Annotated in this window: 14 protein-coding genes and 1 pseudogene; 6 read left to right on the top strand and 9 right to left on the bottom strand. The window is 46.1% G+C overall.

The features are described from left to right. The 7 genes and pseudogenes from VIP81_RS06125 to pheT all read right to left on the bottom strand — a co-directional run. Positions 1–343: pseudogene (locus VIP81_RS06125) on the bottom strand (purine-nucleoside phosphorylase); the annotation flags it as partial. Positions 344–365: 22 nt separating this feature from the next. Next, complete coding sequence (locus VIP81_RS06130; RefSeq protein ID WP_331957591.1) at positions 366–1,154, bottom strand: SDR family oxidoreductase; 789 nt, start codon at positions 1,152–1,154, stop codon at positions 366–368. 13 nt (positions 1,155–1,167) lie between these two features. After that, a complete protein-coding gene (locus tag VIP81_RS06135; protein ID WP_331957592.1) occupies positions 1,168–1,782 on the bottom strand; it encodes a DUF1080 domain-containing protein in 615 nt (204 codons plus the stop codon). A gap of 112 nt (positions 1,783–1,894) precedes the next feature. Beyond that, positions 1,895–3,460, bottom strand: coding sequence for a ribonuclease Y (gene rny, locus VIP81_RS06140; RefSeq protein ID WP_331957593.1), 1,566 nt, complete (start codon positions 3,458–3,460; stop codon positions 1,895–1,897). A gap of 171 nt (positions 3,461–3,631) precedes the next feature. Then, positions 3,632–3,928 carry a cell division protein ZapA gene (locus VIP81_RS06145; RefSeq protein ID WP_331957594.1) on the bottom strand — a complete coding sequence of 99 codons (297 nt, stop codon included), beginning with the start codon at positions 3,926–3,928 and terminating at the stop codon, positions 3,632–3,634. Positions 3,929–3,941: 13 nt separating this feature from the next. Beyond that, positions 3,942–4,250 (bottom strand): hypothetical protein, encoded by a 309-nt coding sequence (locus VIP81_RS06150; RefSeq protein ID WP_331957595.1) that lies wholly within the window; start codon positions 4,248–4,250, stop codon positions 3,942–3,944. A gap of 103 nt (positions 4,251–4,353) precedes the next feature. Further along, positions 4,354–6,783 (bottom strand): phenylalanine--tRNA ligase subunit beta, encoded by a 2,430-nt coding sequence (gene pheT / locus VIP81_RS06155; RefSeq protein ID WP_331957596.1) that lies wholly within the window; start codon positions 6,781–6,783, stop codon positions 4,354–4,356. Positions 6,784–7,377: 594 nt separating this feature from the next. Here pheT and dnaB point away from each other — a divergent pair. From dnaB to VIP81_RS06170, 3 genes are all read left to right on the top strand, one after another. Continuing rightward, positions 7,378–8,898 carry a replicative DNA helicase gene (dnaB, locus tag VIP81_RS06160; protein WP_331957597.1) on the top strand — a complete coding sequence of 507 codons (1,521 nt, stop codon included), beginning with the start codon at positions 7,378–7,380 and terminating at the stop codon, positions 8,896–8,898. Positions 8,899–9,139: 241 nt separating this feature from the next. Next, positions 9,140–10,486: an MATE family efflux transporter gene (locus VIP81_RS06165; protein WP_331957598.1), complete on the top strand. Its 1,347-nt coding sequence runs from the start codon at positions 9,140–9,142 to the stop codon at positions 10,484–10,486. Between the two features lie 10 nt (positions 10,487–10,496). Beyond that, on the top strand, positions 10,497–11,204 hold the full coding sequence (locus VIP81_RS06170; RefSeq protein ID WP_331957599.1) for a 16S rRNA (uracil(1498)-N(3))-methyltransferase: 708 nt from the start codon (positions 10,497–10,499) through the stop codon (positions 11,202–11,204). Between the two features lie 111 nt (positions 11,205–11,315). On the opposite strand, the gene VIP81_RS06175 is transcribed toward VIP81_RS06170, so the two are convergent. Next, positions 11,316–12,086, bottom strand: coding sequence for a TerC family protein (locus VIP81_RS06175; RefSeq protein ID WP_331957600.1), 771 nt, complete (start codon positions 12,084–12,086; stop codon positions 11,316–11,318). Between the two features lie 30 nt (positions 12,087–12,116). Then, on the bottom strand, positions 12,117–13,142 hold the full coding sequence (locus VIP81_RS06180; protein WP_331957601.1) for a quinone-dependent dihydroorotate dehydrogenase: 1,026 nt from the start codon (positions 13,140–13,142) through the stop codon (positions 12,117–12,119). A gap of 179 nt (positions 13,143–13,321) precedes the next feature. On the opposite strand from VIP81_RS06180, the gene VIP81_RS06185 reads away from it, so the two are divergent. From VIP81_RS06185 to VIP81_RS06195, 3 genes are all read left to right on the top strand, one after another. After that, positions 13,322–13,852 carry an RNA polymerase sigma-70 factor gene (locus tag VIP81_RS06185; RefSeq protein ID WP_331957602.1) on the top strand — a complete coding sequence of 177 codons (531 nt, stop codon included), beginning with the start codon at positions 13,322–13,324 and terminating at the stop codon, positions 13,850–13,852. Between the two features lie 97 nt (positions 13,853–13,949). Further along, a complete protein-coding gene (locus VIP81_RS06190; protein WP_331957603.1) occupies positions 13,950–14,927 on the top strand; it encodes a FecR family protein in 978 nt (325 codons plus the stop codon). Positions 14,928–15,095: 168 nt separating this feature from the next. Then, a partial coding sequence (locus VIP81_RS06195) for a carboxypeptidase-like regulatory domain-containing protein (RefSeq protein WP_331957604.1) occupies positions 15,096–16,909 on the top strand: 1,814 nt, incomplete at its 3' end.

Below are 16,909 nucleotides of genomic sequence, written 5' to 3' on the forward strand. Positions count from 1 at the left end.
AAGCATTGCTCAGCAGCAGCTGTTGAATGCCGAGCGCTTTCATCACGCGTACCGGGAAGGTAATCTGCTGCATCGTATAGCCTTCATAGTAGTGAAAGCGTCCCTGCATGGCGATGATGGGCGTATTATGAATATGTCCGAGTATCAGGTTTCCTTTATGTGATTCTACCGTAGATTCGGGGAAGTGTGGGATCTGATGATAAGGAATGGTATGTGTTATTTTGATATGATTTACCAGTTCTCCCAGGCCGGTTCCCAGTACTACGCCTACGCGCGGTTGCTCAAAGGAAAAGGATTGCAGATAGGTAGTAGCCTCAGCTACTTGTTGCAGTAACAGGTCCATACATTGTTGAATTTGCTGCAAATTAATTCCCTTTGCGCGCAATCACATAAAATAACGGGGGGAAATATCTTTTAAACCACAACAATATCCGTTCTTCTCTGGCAATCAGCACCACTTTTTTTCGTGTATGCATGGCCTTTAGAATACGCCGGGCACAGAAAGTAACAGATAATCCTTTTGCCTGTTTGGGGTCCATTTTGCCATAGGCGTCGCCGTTAGCCGTGATGGCGGAATAGGTAATGGGGGTATGTATGCGGCCCGGGCAAACGATGGTGGTATATAAATGAGGAATGGGTTGTTCGGTTTGCAGGGTTTCGAAGTAGCCTTGCAGGGCATGTTTGGCCGCATTATAACCGGAGCGCCAGGGATAGCCCATTAATCCGGCCATGCTGCTGATAATGATGATTTGTCCGCCGGCCTGTTCCCGGAAATGAGGCAACAATGCCTGGGTAAGCATCACGGCGCCAAAGAAATTCACTTCCATCAGTTGTCTGACGGCGGCTACAGAGGTGTCTATCAACTTTGACCGCTGTGTTACACCGGCATTATTCACGAGGACATCTATCTTCCCGAAAAATTGTAAAGCACGGCGGGCGCCTTCATTTACCTGGGTTTCGTCGGTGACGTCCATCAGTACAATTTCGCAATAGGGTGTATATAACAGGCACTCATTGCGTACGGCTTCCAGCGCAGCCTGGTTACGGGCTGCCAGTATAAGTCTGGCTTTTTCTTTTGCCAATAAAAGCGCCAGCTCATGACCTATGCCCGAGCTGGCGCCTGTAATAAGTATGACTTTATCCGTAAAGTGCATTCAGCAGTTTGATTTACGATTTCAGGGGCGTCAGCTTGATGTTTTTCCATCTTACCTTGATACCGCCACCAGAATGAATCTGCAGGGCGATCTGGCCATTGGCCGCACCTATTTTATCATCTTTCAGGGTGATCATCTCATGTCCATTCAGCCAGGTAGTTACGTTATCGCCCTGTACCCGTACTTTCATGGTATTCCATTCTCCCATTTTCAGGTATTGTTCTTTTTCCTTGTCTGGTTGGATCAGCCATCCACGGCCATAAGATTCGTAGATACCACCGGTATGCATGCCCGGAGGTGCTACCTCTGCCTGCCAGCCGGTAATTTTAGTACCATCCAGCGAAGAGTGGAAGAACACGCCGCTGTTGCCATTGGCTTCCTGTTTGAATTGTACCGTCAGTTCAAAATCTTTGTATTGACCATCGGTACCCAGGTAGCCGTATTCTTTATCAGGGCCGCTTTCACAGATTAATTCCCCTTTTTCCACATACCATTTTTCGGTACCGTAAATTTTCCATCCATCCAGGTTCTTGCCGTTGAATAAGGACTGCGCTTTTTGTGCAAAAGCGTGGCTGGTGCCCAGTAACAAGGCGGAACCCAGCAGGAATTTAACGAAGGTTTTTTTCATAACACTGCATTTATTGATTGAAGACCAGTTTTTTTACAAAAAAAAGAGTCCCTCGGTTTTACCCGGGGGACTCCAATATAAGTTCAATTTCCTGTATTTCTAAATCAGAAAATTATCTCGCAATGTTCACTGCTCTTTTTTCACGGATCACCGTTACTTTGATCTGGCCGGGATACTGCATTTCTGTCTGTATCTTATTGGCAATTTCGAAAGATAAACGATCGGCATCGCCGTCGGAAACTTTATCACTTTCTACGATAATACGCAGTTCTCTACCGGCCTGGATAGCGTAGGCTTTTTCCACACCATCATGCGCCAGGGCCAGGTTTTCCAGGTCCTTGATACGTTGCAGGTAGCTTTGCATGATTTCACGGCGTGCACCCGGACGGGCGCCGCTGATAGCATCACAAGCCTGAACGATTGGAGAAATCACATATTGCATTTCCATTTCATCGTGGTGCGCACCAATGGCATTCACTACGGCTGCGTGTTCTCCGTATTTTTCAGCGAGTTTGGCACCCAGCAGGGCGTGACTCAGCTCTGTTTCTTCATCAGGTACTTTACCGATATCGTGCAGTAAGCCGGCGCGTTTGGCCAGTTTAGGATTTAAGCCCAGTTCAGCCGCCATCACCGCGCAAAGATTGGCGGTTTCTTTGGAGTGCATGAGCAGGTTTTGTCCATAGGAGGAGCGGAACCGCATCTTACCTACCAGGCGTACCAGTTCTTTATGCAGGCCATGGATACCCAGTTCTATCACGGTTCTTTCACCAATGTCCATTACCTGTTCTTCCAGTTGTTTCTTGGTTTTTTCCACCACTTCCTCAATACGGGCAGGGTGAATACGGCCATCCTGTACCAGGCGTTGCAGCGATAAACGCGCTATTTCACGACGCAATGGATCGAAGGAAGATAATACAATGGCTTCAGGGGTATCATCCACAATCAGATCCACACCGGTAGCCGCTTCAATGGCACGGATGTTACGGCCTTCACGACCAATGATCTGACCTTTGATTTCATCGCTTTCCAGGGTAAATACGGTGATGGTATTTTCAATGGTTTGCTCAGCAGCAGTACGCTGAATAGATTGTATGATGATTTTTTTGGCTTCTTTGTTCGCTTTTAATTTAGCGTCTTCAATGATTTCCTGAATATGAGAGAGTGCCTGTGAACGGGCTTCTTCTTTCAGGCTTTCCACCAGCTGGTGTTTAGCTTCTTCTGCGGTTAACCCGGCTACTTTTTCAAGGCGGCGGATATGTTCTTCCTGGTGCTTTTCGAGTTCTGTACGTTTAATGGTCACGAGTTCCATCTGGCGGTTCAGACCTTCTTTAATCGCGTCGTTTTCGTTTAATTGCTTCTGAAGTTGCTCGTTTTTCTGGCTGATGGCCTGTTCTTTCTGTTTGATGCGATTTTCCGACTCTCCCAGTTTCTGATTACGTTGCAGTACATCTTTCTCGTACTCGCTTTTTAGTTGCAGGTATTTTTCCTTTGCCTCCAGCAATCTGTCTTTCTTGAGATTTTCCGCACTAATCTGTGCATCTGCAATGATTTTTTTAGCCTGGTTCTCAGCTTCATCTATTTTATGCTGTGTATTTTTGGCAAAAATCACCTTACCTAGCACAATCCCAATGATCAATGCCACTACTGCAGCTATTGTCGTGATAAGTGTAACACCCATATGAATTATTTATACTTGATTTATGTAGTATTCTCATACCCATGTCGCTGCTAAAACACAACAGGGGCGAGAACTGACCCGCGAAAATACAAAAAAATAGCAGTTAAAGCGTCTTTGATACGTGATAATTAGCCAATTAGCTAATTCATTGTTTAGCAATGGGTAACGTGATCAACCCAATGCCTGGTTGATAATTTCTTCCAGCTTTTCCAGCTTTTCCTGCAAAAAAGGAGCAGTGCTTGCCTGGGCTTTTCCGCCGCTGGTGACAGGATGGGTAGCGTACATAATAAGAGCCATAGCGATATAGTCCTGCAGATCTTTCCCCGCATAAGAAGTCTTAAAATCGACAATTTTCTCATTCACTTCTTTCATAATACGACGTACTTCCGCTTCTTCTTCCGGTTTTATCTTAATCCGGTAAGAGCGGTCCGATACGACTATGTTAATAGGAATGAGTTGTTCTATCATGTATGATTTTTTATCAGCTGTTCAGCAAAGCGATACAACGGTCAATTTCTTTAATGTAATCATTGATTTTGCCGCGGATCTCCTTTTTGAAGGCCTCGTCTTCTGTTGCAATGGTAGTACCTCCCTGGGCGGTGGATGCAATTTTCATCAGTTGCACCCTGTCCTCCAGTACCTGTAACGACTGTTGCTGCTGTAGCAGCTCCTGTTGGTGTATTTTAATTTCGTCTTTCAGCAATACATTCTCGGCCTGCACCTGCTGGAGCTTTTTCACCAGCAGGTGCAGTTTCTCTTCTACGCGTTGAATGTATTGCTCTAAAACCATTTTGTTAAATTACGAATTACGAATTACGAATTACGAATAAAAGAGGAGATAACCGGGTAAATCTACCCACAACTCCGTAATTCGTAATTTCTAATTCGTAATTCTATTTTCTGATCTCCGCCTGTAACTGTGTTTCAAACGTTTTGATGAGTTTTTCCATTACACTGTCAATCTCTTTGTCAGTAAGTGTTTTTTGAGCATCCAGGAAGGTAAAGCTTACGGCGTAAGACTTCTTATTAGTGCCCAGTTTTTCGCTCTCAAATACATCGAACAGATTTACCTGTTGTAACAGGCCCGATTTCACGCTGCGGGCAGCTGCTTCTACTGCGGCAAACTTTACGGGCTTGTCCAGTATCAGTGCCAGGTCTCTGCGAACTGCCGGGAAACGCGGGATTTCTTTGTAAAAGTTATCACTTTTTTGCAAGAGTCCCAGTATTTTATCCCAGTTGAAGGTGGCAAACCATACGGCCTGGCGGATATCAAATTGCTTGAGTTTCGCGGTGGGTACGCCTCCGAGGGTGACTACCACCTGGTTTTTTACCTTGATTTCCCAGGCTGGCTGTAAGCCGGTTTCGGTACTTTCTGCCCAGGTTAGCTGCTTGTAACCCAATTGTTTGAGTATATTAATAACAAATCCTTTCAGGAAGTAAAAGTCTACCGGCTTAGCGGCATGCATCCAGGTTTCTGCTGTTTGCTTACCCGTGAGGTACAGTACCAGGTGATTATTTTCACCATAGCCTTTTTCCAATACCTGGTAAGTTTTACCGAATTCGAAGAACAGCAGGTCTTCGTTTTTGCGGTTCAGGTTATGTGAAATGCTTTCCAAACCGGTTTCCAGCATGGAAGGGCGCATGATGTCCAGTTCTACGGTAAGACTGTTCATCATCTTCACAGCAGTTTCCAGTACTTCGGGCGTATAGTATTTGCTGTTAGTAATGGAATTGGTGAAAATTTCGTTGAAACCGTTGCCAGCGAGATAATCGGCTATTTTTTCCTTTACGCTCTCTGCATCCGGTTGGGCAGAAAGGGCGGGAGAAATGGCAATTTTGGAAGGAATTTCGATATTATCCAATCCATCTATCCGCATTACTTCTTCTACCAGATCGGCCGGGAGACTGATATCCGGTTTACTGAATGGTACGGATACACGAAATCCGGTGGCAGATTCAGACAGGGTGTCGAAGCCCAGGCTGCGCAGGATGTTTTTGATCTTATCGTCCGGATAGTTGCCTCCGCTGAGTTTACGGATATAGCTATACGTTGTTTCTATCTGTGTTTTAACTTTTACCGCCGGGTAAACATCGATCAGGTCTGAGGCAACCTGGCCACCACTGATCTCACAAATGAGGTCTGCTGCACGTTGCAGGGCAAATACCACATTGGAGATATCCACGCCTTTTTCAAAGCGGGAGGCAGCATCTGTACGTAATCCATGACGGAAAGAAGTGGTACGGATACCACCGGCGCTGAAAAAGGCGCTTTCCAGGAAAATGCTTTGTGTAGTATCAGATACACCGGAGTGCAGGCCACCAAATACGCCTGCAATACACATGCCTTCGCCGGCACCATTGCAGATCATCAGGTCAGAGGCATCCAGCTTTCTTTCTTTTTCATCCAGCGTTACAAATGGGGTGCCGGCCGGCAGGTTCTTCACCACTACGGCGTTGCCTTTGATGGCAGCCACGTCAAACGCATGGAGTGGTTGCCCCGTTTCATGCAGGATGAAGTTGGTGATATCCACAATATTGTTGATCGGGCGAACACCGATAGCGGTCAGCTTTGTCTTCAGCCATTCAGGAGAAGGCGCTACCTGTATACCGGTAATGGATATACCACTGTAACGGGGGCAGGCATCGGTGTTTTCAATGGTAACGCTGATCGGTAAAGGAGTAGCTGCTTTCGGCAGCGCCTTTATTTCCGGCAGTTGTACCTGGTATTTATGGGTATGTTCAATATTATTAAGGAAGGCGCATACATCTTTTGCTACTCCAATATGACTCATGGCATCCATGCGGTTGGGAGTCAGCCCTATTTCGAAGATGTAATCCTTTGCGGGTTTAAACACTTCACTGGCCGGGGTACCGGGTTGCAGGGAAGCGTCGAGTACCAGGATACCATCATGACTGTTGCCCAGCCCTATTTCGTCTTCCGCGCAAATCATTCCCTGGCTTTCTTCTCCACGGATCTTTGCTTTTTTCATGGTCAGCGGTTCCCCGCTCAGTGGGTAAATGGTGGCGCCAATGGGGGCTACCACTACTTTCTGGCCTACTGCTACGTTAGGAGCACCACACACAATGTGCAAAGGCTCACCGTTGCCGGTGTTAACTGTGGTCAGTCTCAGTTTATCCGCGTTGGGGTGCTTTTCTGCCGTCAGTACTTCTCCGATCACCAATCCAGCCAGACTTCCCTTTACTGCTTCAAATTTTTCCAGGTTCTCCACCTCCAGACCAATTCTGGTTAAAATGGTAGATAGTTCCTCCGGTGTAGGCTTCACCGGTAAATAATCACATAGCCAGTTGTATGAAATCGTCATTTATCTGCTCGGTTTATATAAGTGGCGTAAAGTTAGGCAAAAAGCGGAAAGCGAAAAGCAAAAAGCTATCGCAGCGGAGATTTGAGCGGGTAAACAACAAGCTTTAACCAGCTGCGATATTCGCTCAAATCTCCGCTGCGATAGCTTTTTGCTTTTTGCTTTATGCCTTCAGCTTAGCCCTGGTGCGATGTTTTTGCAGTATGTGGAAAATCTTTTTACACAATGTGTGTGAATAATCGGACCTTTGCTTGGGAATTTCTGGCGTTTTAGTGGATAACCATAGTGCTGTCAGTGGATAACTGACAATTTGCTTGTGGATAACCTGTGTATGAGGCTTAATAAATTTAATAACTAATGAAGGGGTGTTAATCGAAAAAATGCCTTTACCTTAGTTTGTACGGCTTGCAAAAGTTTACAATTTCTTAAAGTAGCTATCACCCTGATGAATGCGGGAAAAATGCAGATATCGATTGTAAAAACAACTGGAAAGGCCCATTGACAGTAACCTTTTATTAACTTTTTTTAATACACTAACCATAAATGGATCTCAATCTTAAGAAGGACCGCAATGTGCGTAGAAAACCGTCCATTGATGTGTCATCCTTGGTGTATGGCAAGATACCACCACAGGCTAAAGAATTGGAAGAAGCTGTTTTGGGAGCCGTAATGCTGGAGAAGGGAGCCTTTGACTCCGTCATTGAGATATTGAAAGGGGAGTGTTTTTATGTAGAAGCACACCAGATTATTTTTAGCGCCATGACCCGTCTGGCAGGTAAGTCTATGCCGGTAGATATTCTCACCGTTACTGAAGAGCTGAAATCAATGGGCTCTCTGGAACAAATCGGTGGTCCGTTTACTGTTATGAAACTTACCAATATGGTGGTGTCTTCCGCCAATATTGAAGCACATGCCCGTATTATCCTCCAGAAGTTTATTCAGCGTGAACTGATCCGTATTTCCGGTGAAATACTCACGGAGTCTTATGAAGACACTGCCGATGTATTTGACCTGCTGGACAGTGCCGAGTCTAAACTCTTTGAGGTAACAAATAATCACCTTCGTAAAAACTACGATTCGATTGACCGCGTACTGGTAAATACCATGAAGCGTATTGAGGATCTGCGTAACAAGGGAGACGATATTACCGGGGTGCCTTCCGGCTTCCCTTCACTGGATAAGGTAACCTATGGCTGGCAGTCTACGGATCTGATCATCATAGCTGCCCGTCCTTCTGTGGGTAAAACCGCCTTCGCGCTGAACCTTGCGCGTAATGCGGCGCTTCATCCCCGCTTCCCGAAAGGCGCAGCGGTATTCTCATTGGAAATGTCCTCCGGCCAGATTGTACAACGTATCCTCTCGGCCGAGTCAGAAATAAAGCTGGAAAAGATTTCCCGTGGTAAACTGGAAGAGTATGAAATGAAGAAGCTGATGACGCATGGTATTGAACGCCTGGCAAAAGCACCCATCTTCATCGATGATACTCCGGCTCTCAACATCTTTGAGCTGCGCGCCAAATGCCGCAGGCTGGTACACAACCATGGCGTAGGTGTTATCATCATCGACTACCTGCAGTTGATGAGCGGCAGCAGCGATGGTAAAGGCTCCAACCGTGAACAGGAAATCAGTAAAATTTCCCGTGACCTGAAAGGGCTGGCCAAGGAATTACAGGTACCTATCATCGCCCTCTCGCAGTTGAGCCGTGATGTGGAAAAACGAAAAGATGGTAACAAGATGCCGCAGCTGAGTGATCTCCGTGAATCCGGAGCGATCGAGCAGGATGCCGACATGGTAATGTTCCTCTATCGTCCTGAATATTATGAAATCAACACCAATGAAATGGGCGAATCCAATAAAGGTGAAACCCACGTTCGTATAGCCAAGCACCGTAATGGTCAGCTGGATACCATCAAACTAAGAGCTGTACTGGAATACCAGCGTTTTGAAGATGATGGTAGCCTGGAAAATCCCGGTGGTGGCGGTAGTCCTTTCGCAGGTATCAGTCGCTCACAGCAAGGTGGTGGCGGCGGTAACGATGAAGCCAAACTGTACATACAGAAGGGATCCAAGATGAATGATATGAACTTCGATGAAGGCTTTGAAGATGCACCCTTTTAGCGCATAAAAGATATTGCTAAAAAGCCGGCATCGAAAACGATCGCCGGCTTTTTTTGTCTTATTCAGGATTATACTGATTTAGATGATTTCCCGGATTTCTACTTTTATGATTTTGGTAGATGTAAGTGAATTTATCCAGCCAAATCTTTAACATCCAAAAAATAAAATCCGGACAATCATCTAAATCAGTATAATCCTGAGTAAGACAAAAAAACGCGGCACCACAATAACAGCACAATCAATGAAACAACTGTACTTTAAATATAAAGGTCATTACAAAGACAATTTTAGTTTAGCCTACCCCGTAGTCATTTCACAACTAGGACATACACTGGTAGCATTATCAGATAGTATTATCATTGGCCATACTGGTAAAGTGCCACTGGCAGCGGTATCGCTGGGCAATGGTTTGTTTTCTGTTTTTATGGTGGCCGGCATTGGCATGTCCTATGGACTCACCCCATTGATAGCCCAGGAAAACGGGCGTGGCAATAAAAACGCCATCGGCTATTTGTTGAGCCACAGTCTTATTATCAATATGGTAGTAGGCGTATTGCTGTCTGCCGTTATTTATATTGGCAGCAGCCACCTGTCTATCCTGCACCAGGAAGGTGATGTAGCCGAACAGGCCAGGCCGTTCCTGCGTTACCTGGGCTTCTCCTTTATTCCCCTGATGCTGTTCCTTTCCTTTAAGCAGTTTGCCGAAGGGCTGGGGTTTACGCGACAGGCCATGAACATCAGTATCATCGGTAATGTGATCAATATTATTATCGGTATCATCCTGGTATATGGCTTATTTGGGATGCCCCGAATGGGTGTTGTGGGCGTTGGTATTGCTACGTTTACAGACAGGCTAATCATGGGAATTACTATGATGTGCTATGTACTGCGGGCGCCCCGGTTTAAGCCTTACTTACAATCTTTTGGCTTCAAAAACCTGAAGGCAGCCGCTGTCAAAAAAATATTGGGGATCGGTACACCGGTGGCCATGCAATATTTGTTTGAGGTGAGTGCGTTCAGTGGCGCCGCTGTCATGGTGGGCTGGATGGGCGCCGCCGAGTTGGCGGCTCATCAGATTGCCCTCAGTTTAGCCTCCATGACTTACATGATGGCCAGTGGTATTTCTGCTGCGGCAGGTATCAAAAGCGGTAATAATTTTGGGAAGAAGGATTTCGGGGAACTGCGTTTATCCGCTATCGCCAGTTACCATATGGTGCTGTTGCTGATGGGAGGCGCGGCGTTGTTATTTACACTTGGCAATCACCTGCTCCCCTCTTTTTATATCCAGGATCCGCAGGTAATAAAGATTGCTTCCGGGTTGCTGATCATTGCGGCCTTCTTTCAGTTGTTCGATGGCATGCAGGTAGTTGGATTGGGTATTTTACGTGGTTTAGGTGATGTTCGTATCCCTACGTTAATTACGCTGCTGGCCTACTGGGGACTGGGACTGCCGTTGGGCTACCTGTTGGGGATTAAGTTGGATTTTGGTGTAGAAGGTGTGTGGTGGGCACTGTTGTTAGGGTTGCTGGTGGCATCTGTGTTGCTGTTTGTGCGGTTTCACGTCAAAACAAAAAAACTTTCTGCTTAACTTCGCACGTATGGATTTGCCAGTTTTTTACGCACCGGAAATACAGCCGGATGCGGTTGCATATACAATGAATGAGGATACTTCCAAATACTGTATCCAGGTACTCCGTCATGAAAAGGGAGATCAGGTGTTACTGGCAGATGGCCGTGGACACAAGTTTACAGCGGCCATTACAGATGATAACCGCAAGAAATGTGTGCTGCAGGTATGGTCTTGCGAAACAGTGCCGCCGCCGGCGCGGGCGCTTCGTATAGGCATTTCCTTTACCAAAAATGCGTCGCGCATTGAATGGTTCCTGGAAAAGGCCACCGAGATAGGTATTCAAACAATTATTCCGCTGGTAAGTCAGCGTACAGAGAAAGAGAAAATAAAAGCAGAACGGCTGCAAAATATATTGGTATCCGCCATGTTGCAATCGCAGCAATTTTATTTACCGGAATTGCAGGAGCCGCAGGCATTCGATAAACTGGTGAAGAACAACAAAGATCCGCAGCGGATGATCGCACATTGTTTGCCGGAACAGAAACAGGAATTGCAGCATACTATGCAACGGGGGAAAGATACGCTGATACTGATAGGCCCGGAAGGTGATTTTACACCGGATGAAATTAAACTGGCACTGGAGCAGGGCTTTGTACCGGTATCGCTGGGGAATACGCGCTTACGTACAGAAACAGCGGGGATGGTAGCGGTAACCCTGATGAATACCATTTTTTAGCTTTTAGCCGTTAGCTTTTAGCTTTTAGAAAAAATGCAGCGAATATGAACTTATATATTGTGTTCATATTCGCTGCATTTTTTCTAAAAGCTAAAAGCTAACGGCTAAAAGCTATTTCAGTGTCGGTTCCTTTAATTCCACCGGCTTTTCTTTAGACGGTTTCCTTACCCGCATATTCAGCATTTCTACCCCGAAGGAAAATGCCATCGCAAAATATACGTAGTTTTTCAGGTGCATATCATGTGCCTTCTCTGCATCCCATCCTTCAATGATGAGGATAGCGCCTACCATTACCAGAAAGGAAAGGGCCAGCATTTTCAGCGTAGGATGTTTGTGGATAAAATCGCTGATACGGGGTGCAAACAGGAACATCACAATCATGGCGATTATTACGGCCACAATCATTACCGGTACCTGTTTGGCCAGTCCCACGGCGGTAATGATACTGTCGAAGGAGAAAATGGTGTCGATCAGGATAATCTGGCCTACGATGTTCAAAAAGGAGGCGGCCGGTTTGCCACCGCTTTTAATATCGGTAGACTCTTCCTCGCCTTCCAGTTTGTGATGGATTTCGAGGGTGGTTTTGATCAGCAGGAAGATACCTCCTCCCAGCATGATAAGATCGCGGAGACTAAAGCCGTGGCTGCCGATGCTGAACAGGGGATGTACCGCTTTTACGATATAGCCGATGCAGAGCAGCAGGATGATACGGATGGCCATACCTGCAAACATCCATACGCGGCGGGCGGCGGGCCTTTTTTCAGGGGTTAGTCGGTTAAGTACAATAGAAACGAAAATGACATTGTCGATGCCCAATACGATTTCCATGAGTATCAGTGTCAATAAACTGATCAGCGATTCTGCTGTGAGAAACTGTTCCATATAGGTTGAATAGATAGCGATGATGCGATGTTACTGACGTAATCCGGCACAGATCTTTTTCACAATGGTAGGGCCTTCATAAATGAAGCCGGTATATACCTGTACCAGGGAGGCCCCGGCATCCAGTTTTTCCTGGGCGTCTTCCGCCGTGAAAATGCCGCCTACCGCAATAATGGGTATGCTGCCCTGGCTATGGGTATGAATATAACGGATCACTTCTGTGGCTTTGCGTTTTACCGGTAATCCGCTCAGGCCACCGGCGCCAATATCATTCACTTCTGCCGCAGGCGTTTTTAATCCTGCCCGGCTGATGGTGGTATTGGTGGCTACAATACCGGCCAGTTTCGTTTCTGTTACAATTTCGATAATATCATCGAGTTGTTCTGTGGTCAGATCAGGGGCTATTTTAAGCAGAATAGGTTTGAGTTTGGGCTTTTGGGTATTAAGTACCTGCAGGTGATGTAAGAGTTGTTTTAAGGGTTCTTTCTCCTGCAAAGCACGCAGGTTGGGCGTGTTGGGGGAGCTTACATTTACCACAAAGTAATCTACTACATCATACAGCGCATGAAAGCATTTTTCATAGTCGCTGACAGCATCTTCATTCGGGGTGATTTTATTTTTCCCGATGTTGCCACCTACGATGATATTGGATTTTTTACGTTGTAATCTTTTGGCAGCGGCTACAGCGCCTTCATTATTAAAGCCCATGCGGTTAATAAGGGCTTTGTCTGCCGGCAGGCGGAATAGTCTTGGCTGTTCATTACCTGGCTGTGGCTGCGGAGTCACGGTACCGATTTCTACAAAGCCAAAGCCCAGACAGGCCAGTTCGTCAATGTACTTTGCATCTTTGTCAAAACCAGCTGCCAGCCCTACGGGATTGGAAAAGGTCAGTCCAAACAGTTCACGTTCCAGTCCTTTGGTTTTTACACCGCAGAAGGCGTTTAGCACTGTTTTGCCCAGTGGCAGAGAATATAATGTCTTCATACCACGCATTACGCTGTGGTGAATGTTTTCCGGCGGATAGCGGAAAAGAAAGTTTTTGATCAGGTTGTACATTGCGGGGACAAAGATAATCAGGATTTATGTGATTTTGATGATTCTCCTGACGCAGAAAGTGGTATTTACCCCCTACTCATTTTTTATATAATGGCTGCAGATGGCATTTTTCAGTATTTGTACGTAAAGATTTTTCTGCACATGTAGAATGGCAGGAATAAAATAAATCATAGCTATATTTGCTGCTCATCATGCTGGAGCTCCAAACATTTGAAGCATTATTCAGGGAAAACCATGCTCATTGCCTGGCCTTCGCCACTCACTACACGGGAGATTCCCATGTAGCGGAGGAGGTTGTACAACAGGTCTTCCTGCGGTTGTGGGAAAAACGGGAAACGATCACCATTACGGGGCCGGTAAAAGCATACTTGTTTTCTGCTATTCGTAATACCGCCATTAGCCAATGGCGTAAGGATGTTGTGCGTACTGAAAAGGAAACAGGTTTTGGAAAGGTGTCGGAAACAGCCATTGGCGCAGGGGAAGAGGTAAAAGAGCTGGAAAGACTATACCGGCAGGCGCTGGAAAGGTTGCCGGAGCGTTGCCGGGAAGTATTTGTACTTAGCCGGCAGCAAAATCTTAAATATGCAGAAATTGCTGCGGCGATGAATATTTCGGTGAAAACCGTGGAGAACCAGATGGGAAAAGCATTAAAGATCCTGCACCAGGAACTGAAGGAATACCTGCCGCTGCTGACAGGTTTTTTGTTTTAAAAATTTTTCGGACGGCATAGGGGCATTCATATTTTCCATGCGTCTTATTATTATATTATCGCCTTGAGGCGCTGACTGTAAAAACTTACAACTACTGATGACACCATCTTTTCCCAATGAGGCAATGCCTGATGAGGCACTGTATACCTTACTGTGCAAGTATCTGCTGAATGAAGCAGATGCGGAAGAGTATGCGTGGGTGGAAGCGTGGAAGAAAACGGATACTGGTAACGAAGTCCTGCTGAACTCACTGGCCAAAGTACTGGATACAGCGGCCGTCAACGAAAAGGCGGTGGCGGCAGATACCCACTTCGCCTGGGCACAGCTCAGCGAAAAAATGGATCATAAACCAGCATTGATTGCCGTCAGACCCAAAAATCGCTTTATCTGGTTAAAAATTGCTGCGGTATTGCTGGTCGTATTCGGCGCCGGATGGTGGTTCCTGGTAGGTAATCGTCCGCAACAAATATATGCAGGTCCGGTACTGGCTCGACTGCAGGACGGGAGCAGTGTGCAGTTATTGGCGGCTTCCAGGCTGGAGGTAGCCAGAGGCTTTAACGACCGTAACAGGAAAGTGAGTCTTACCGGTACTGCCTCCTTTGATGTAAGCGGCAGCGCCACCAATCCCTTTGTGATTACGCTGGGCCACACAGAAGTAAAAGTACTGGGAACCCGGTTTATGATCAATTACCAGCCCGGCGCCGCTACGCTGAAAGTACATGTAAGCAGTGGTAAAGTAATGGTGATAGATCATGATAAGCAGGATAGTGTTGTACTCACCGATGGTATGCTGTTGCAAACTGATAGTGAAAGACCCGCATTTCGTATAGCCTCCCACGTTACTGACATGGGGAAGAGATCTTTATCATTTCATGATACACCACTGGAAGAAGTATTGCATTCTATTACAGAAGTATACGACATCAAAGTAGAAGTCATGAATACCGATCTGCTCAAATTACCTGTTCGTGCCGACTTTACAGGAGAGTCTGCGGAAGATGTGATTAAAACGCTGTCACTCATGCTGAATGCGGAGTACGAGAAAATGAATGATCGACAATACAAATTAAAATAGCTTTTAGCCATTAGCTTTTAGCTTTTAGTAAATGCAGCGAAGGTCATGTTATGTTAATCATCCGCTGCATTTACTAACAGCTAACAGCTAACAGCTAACAGCTAACAGCTAACAGCTAACAGCTAACAGCTAACAGCTCCACTGTCACCCTTTCAAATAAGCAATACTATGTCGTTAGCCGGAAAACTGCTGACGGGAATATTTATAATATGTTTCCCACTGAATGTTTTTGGGTGGGATTGGCAAACAAGAGTAACGGTAGTTGTAAAGGACCAGCCCATAGAAATGATCTGCGGATTACTGGAAAAGGAGTATGGTATTCATTTCTCCTATAGCAGGGAACTGGTCAGCTTGTCCCGGAAAGTTACATTGGCAGCCCATGAACAGCGGCTTAAAAAAGTGCTGGAAGAGCTGTTTGCCCCCGATGATATCAGATTTACCCGTGTAGGTGAACAGGTAGTACTGCTACCTGTTCAGCGCAATACCCGCACTATCAGTGGTTATGTAAAAGATGCCATGAGTGGGGAAAATCTCATTGGCGCCACGGTGTACTCGCCTGCCCTGAAACAGGGAACCACTACTAATCAATATGGTTTTTTTAGTCTTACTACCGTAAAGGATTCCAATAGCCTGGTGATCTCCTATGTTGGCTATGCGCCCCATTTACAGCCGCTACGGGAGAAAGGCGATCAATTACTCAATATTGTATTGAAACCAGTAGGTAGCCTGAAAGAAGTGGTGATTAGCGCCAGTGAAAAAAGTAAGCTACAGGAGCAAACCCAAATGAGCAAAGTCAATCTTTCTGCTACGGAATTGCAGGCTATGCCGCGATTGTTGGGAGAAGTAGACGTCATGCGCACACTGCAATCTATGCCGGGCGTAAGCGGAGGAATGGACGGCGCGGGCGGATTATATGTGAGAGGTGGTAGCCCGGATCAAAACCTGGTGCTGATGGATGGTACACCAGTATTCAATTTCTCGCATTTTTTTGGTGTTTACTCGCTGGTAAATGCCAATGTGGTAAAATCCACCGACTTGTACAAAGGGGCCTTCCCTGCACGCTTCGGCGGCCGCTTGTCTTCTGTGGTGGATATTGCCATGAAGGAAGGAGATATGAATGCCTACCATGGTGATGTATCTATCGGATTGATTGCGGCCAAATTCAACATCGAAGGACCTATCGTAAAAGGTAAAACATCCTTTATGTTATCTGCCCGTCGTTCTTATCCAGACCTGTTGCTGAATGAAGCGCTGAAATCGGACAATGCAATGGGGAGTGGCGGTGATTTCGGGGCTTATTTTTATGATATCAATGCAAAAGTGAACCATATTTTCTCACCGAAGGATCGCGTGTTTTTTAGTTTTTATAAGGGAGAAGATAACCTGATGCTGAAACAAACACCGATAGACAGTAATAACGTAGACGAACCTACGAAATATAGCGACGAAGGTTTCAAATTTCAGTTGGGCTGGGGGAACACCATGGCTGCTTTACGCTGGAACCATATTTACGGCCCGCGGTTGTTTTCCAACATTACGTTAAATTATTCCCAGTACGCGTTCTTTACGCAGTATGAGCATAAGTCGGAGATTCCTTCTTCCGGTGAGCTATCGAATGTATTTGGAAAGTATAATTCCCGCATGGAGAATAGCGGAGGAAGAATTGATTTTGATTTCCGCCCTAACCCAAAGCATGCTATCAGGTTTGGAACGATTACTACCATGCATTATTTCAAACCAGGCAATTCCTCTTTTGAAGACAGGGGCAGCCCGGTAAAACCACTCGATACGTTGCCCTCAGCCTTGCGGGTGATCGGCGCTGAATTGTCGGTATATGCGGAAGACGACTGGCAGCTGCGGCCGGATCTGTATGCGAATATAGGCGTACATGCTTCGGCTTTCCTGGTGGAAGGACGTTTCTATTATTCTGTACAGCCCAGGCTGGGATTACGTTATGTACTGCCACGCAACTGGGCAGTGAA

It is taken from the genome of Chitinophaga sp., from assembly GCF_036566945.1.
Classification (GTDB): Bacteria; Bacteroidota; Bacteroidia; order Chitinophagales; family Chitinophagaceae; genus Chitinophaga.

Coding starts and splice junctions, on each gene's coding strand:
- VIP81_RS06130 (WP_331957591.1), bottom strand. CDS start 1,154: ATGCACTTTACGGATAAAGTCATACTTATTACAGGCGCCAGCTCGGGC.
- VIP81_RS06135 (WP_331957592.1), bottom strand. CDS start 1,782: ATGAAAAAAACCTTCGTTAAATTCCTGCTGGGTTCCGCCTTGTTACTG.
- rny (WP_331957593.1), bottom strand. CDS start 3,460: ATGGGTGTTACACTTATCACGACAATAGCTGCAGTAGTGGCATTGATC.
- VIP81_RS06145 (WP_331957594.1), bottom strand. CDS start 3,928: ATGATAGAACAACTCATTCCTATTAACATAGTCGTATCGGACCGCTCT.
- VIP81_RS06150 (WP_331957595.1), bottom strand. CDS start 4,250: ATGGTTTTAGAGCAATACATTCAACGCGTAGAAGAGAAACTGCACCTG.
- pheT (WP_331957596.1), bottom strand. CDS start 6,783: ATGACGATTTCATACAACTGGCTATGTGATTATTTACCGGTGAAGCCT.
- VIP81_RS06165 (WP_331957598.1), top strand. CDS start 9,140: ATGAAACAACTGTACTTTAAATATAAAGGTCATTACAAAGACAATTTT.
- VIP81_RS06170 (WP_331957599.1), top strand. CDS start 10,497: ATGGATTTGCCAGTTTTTTACGCACCGGAAATACAGCCGGATGCGGTT.
- VIP81_RS06175 (WP_331957600.1), bottom strand. CDS start 12,086: ATGGAACAGTTTCTCACAGCAGAATCGCTGATCAGTTTATTGACACTG.
- VIP81_RS06180 (WP_331957601.1), bottom strand. CDS start 13,142: ATGTACAACCTGATCAAAAACTTTCTTTTCCGCTATCCGCCGGAAAAC.
- VIP81_RS06190 (WP_331957603.1), top strand. CDS start 13,950: ATGACACCATCTTTTCCCAATGAGGCAATGCCTGATGAGGCACTGTAT.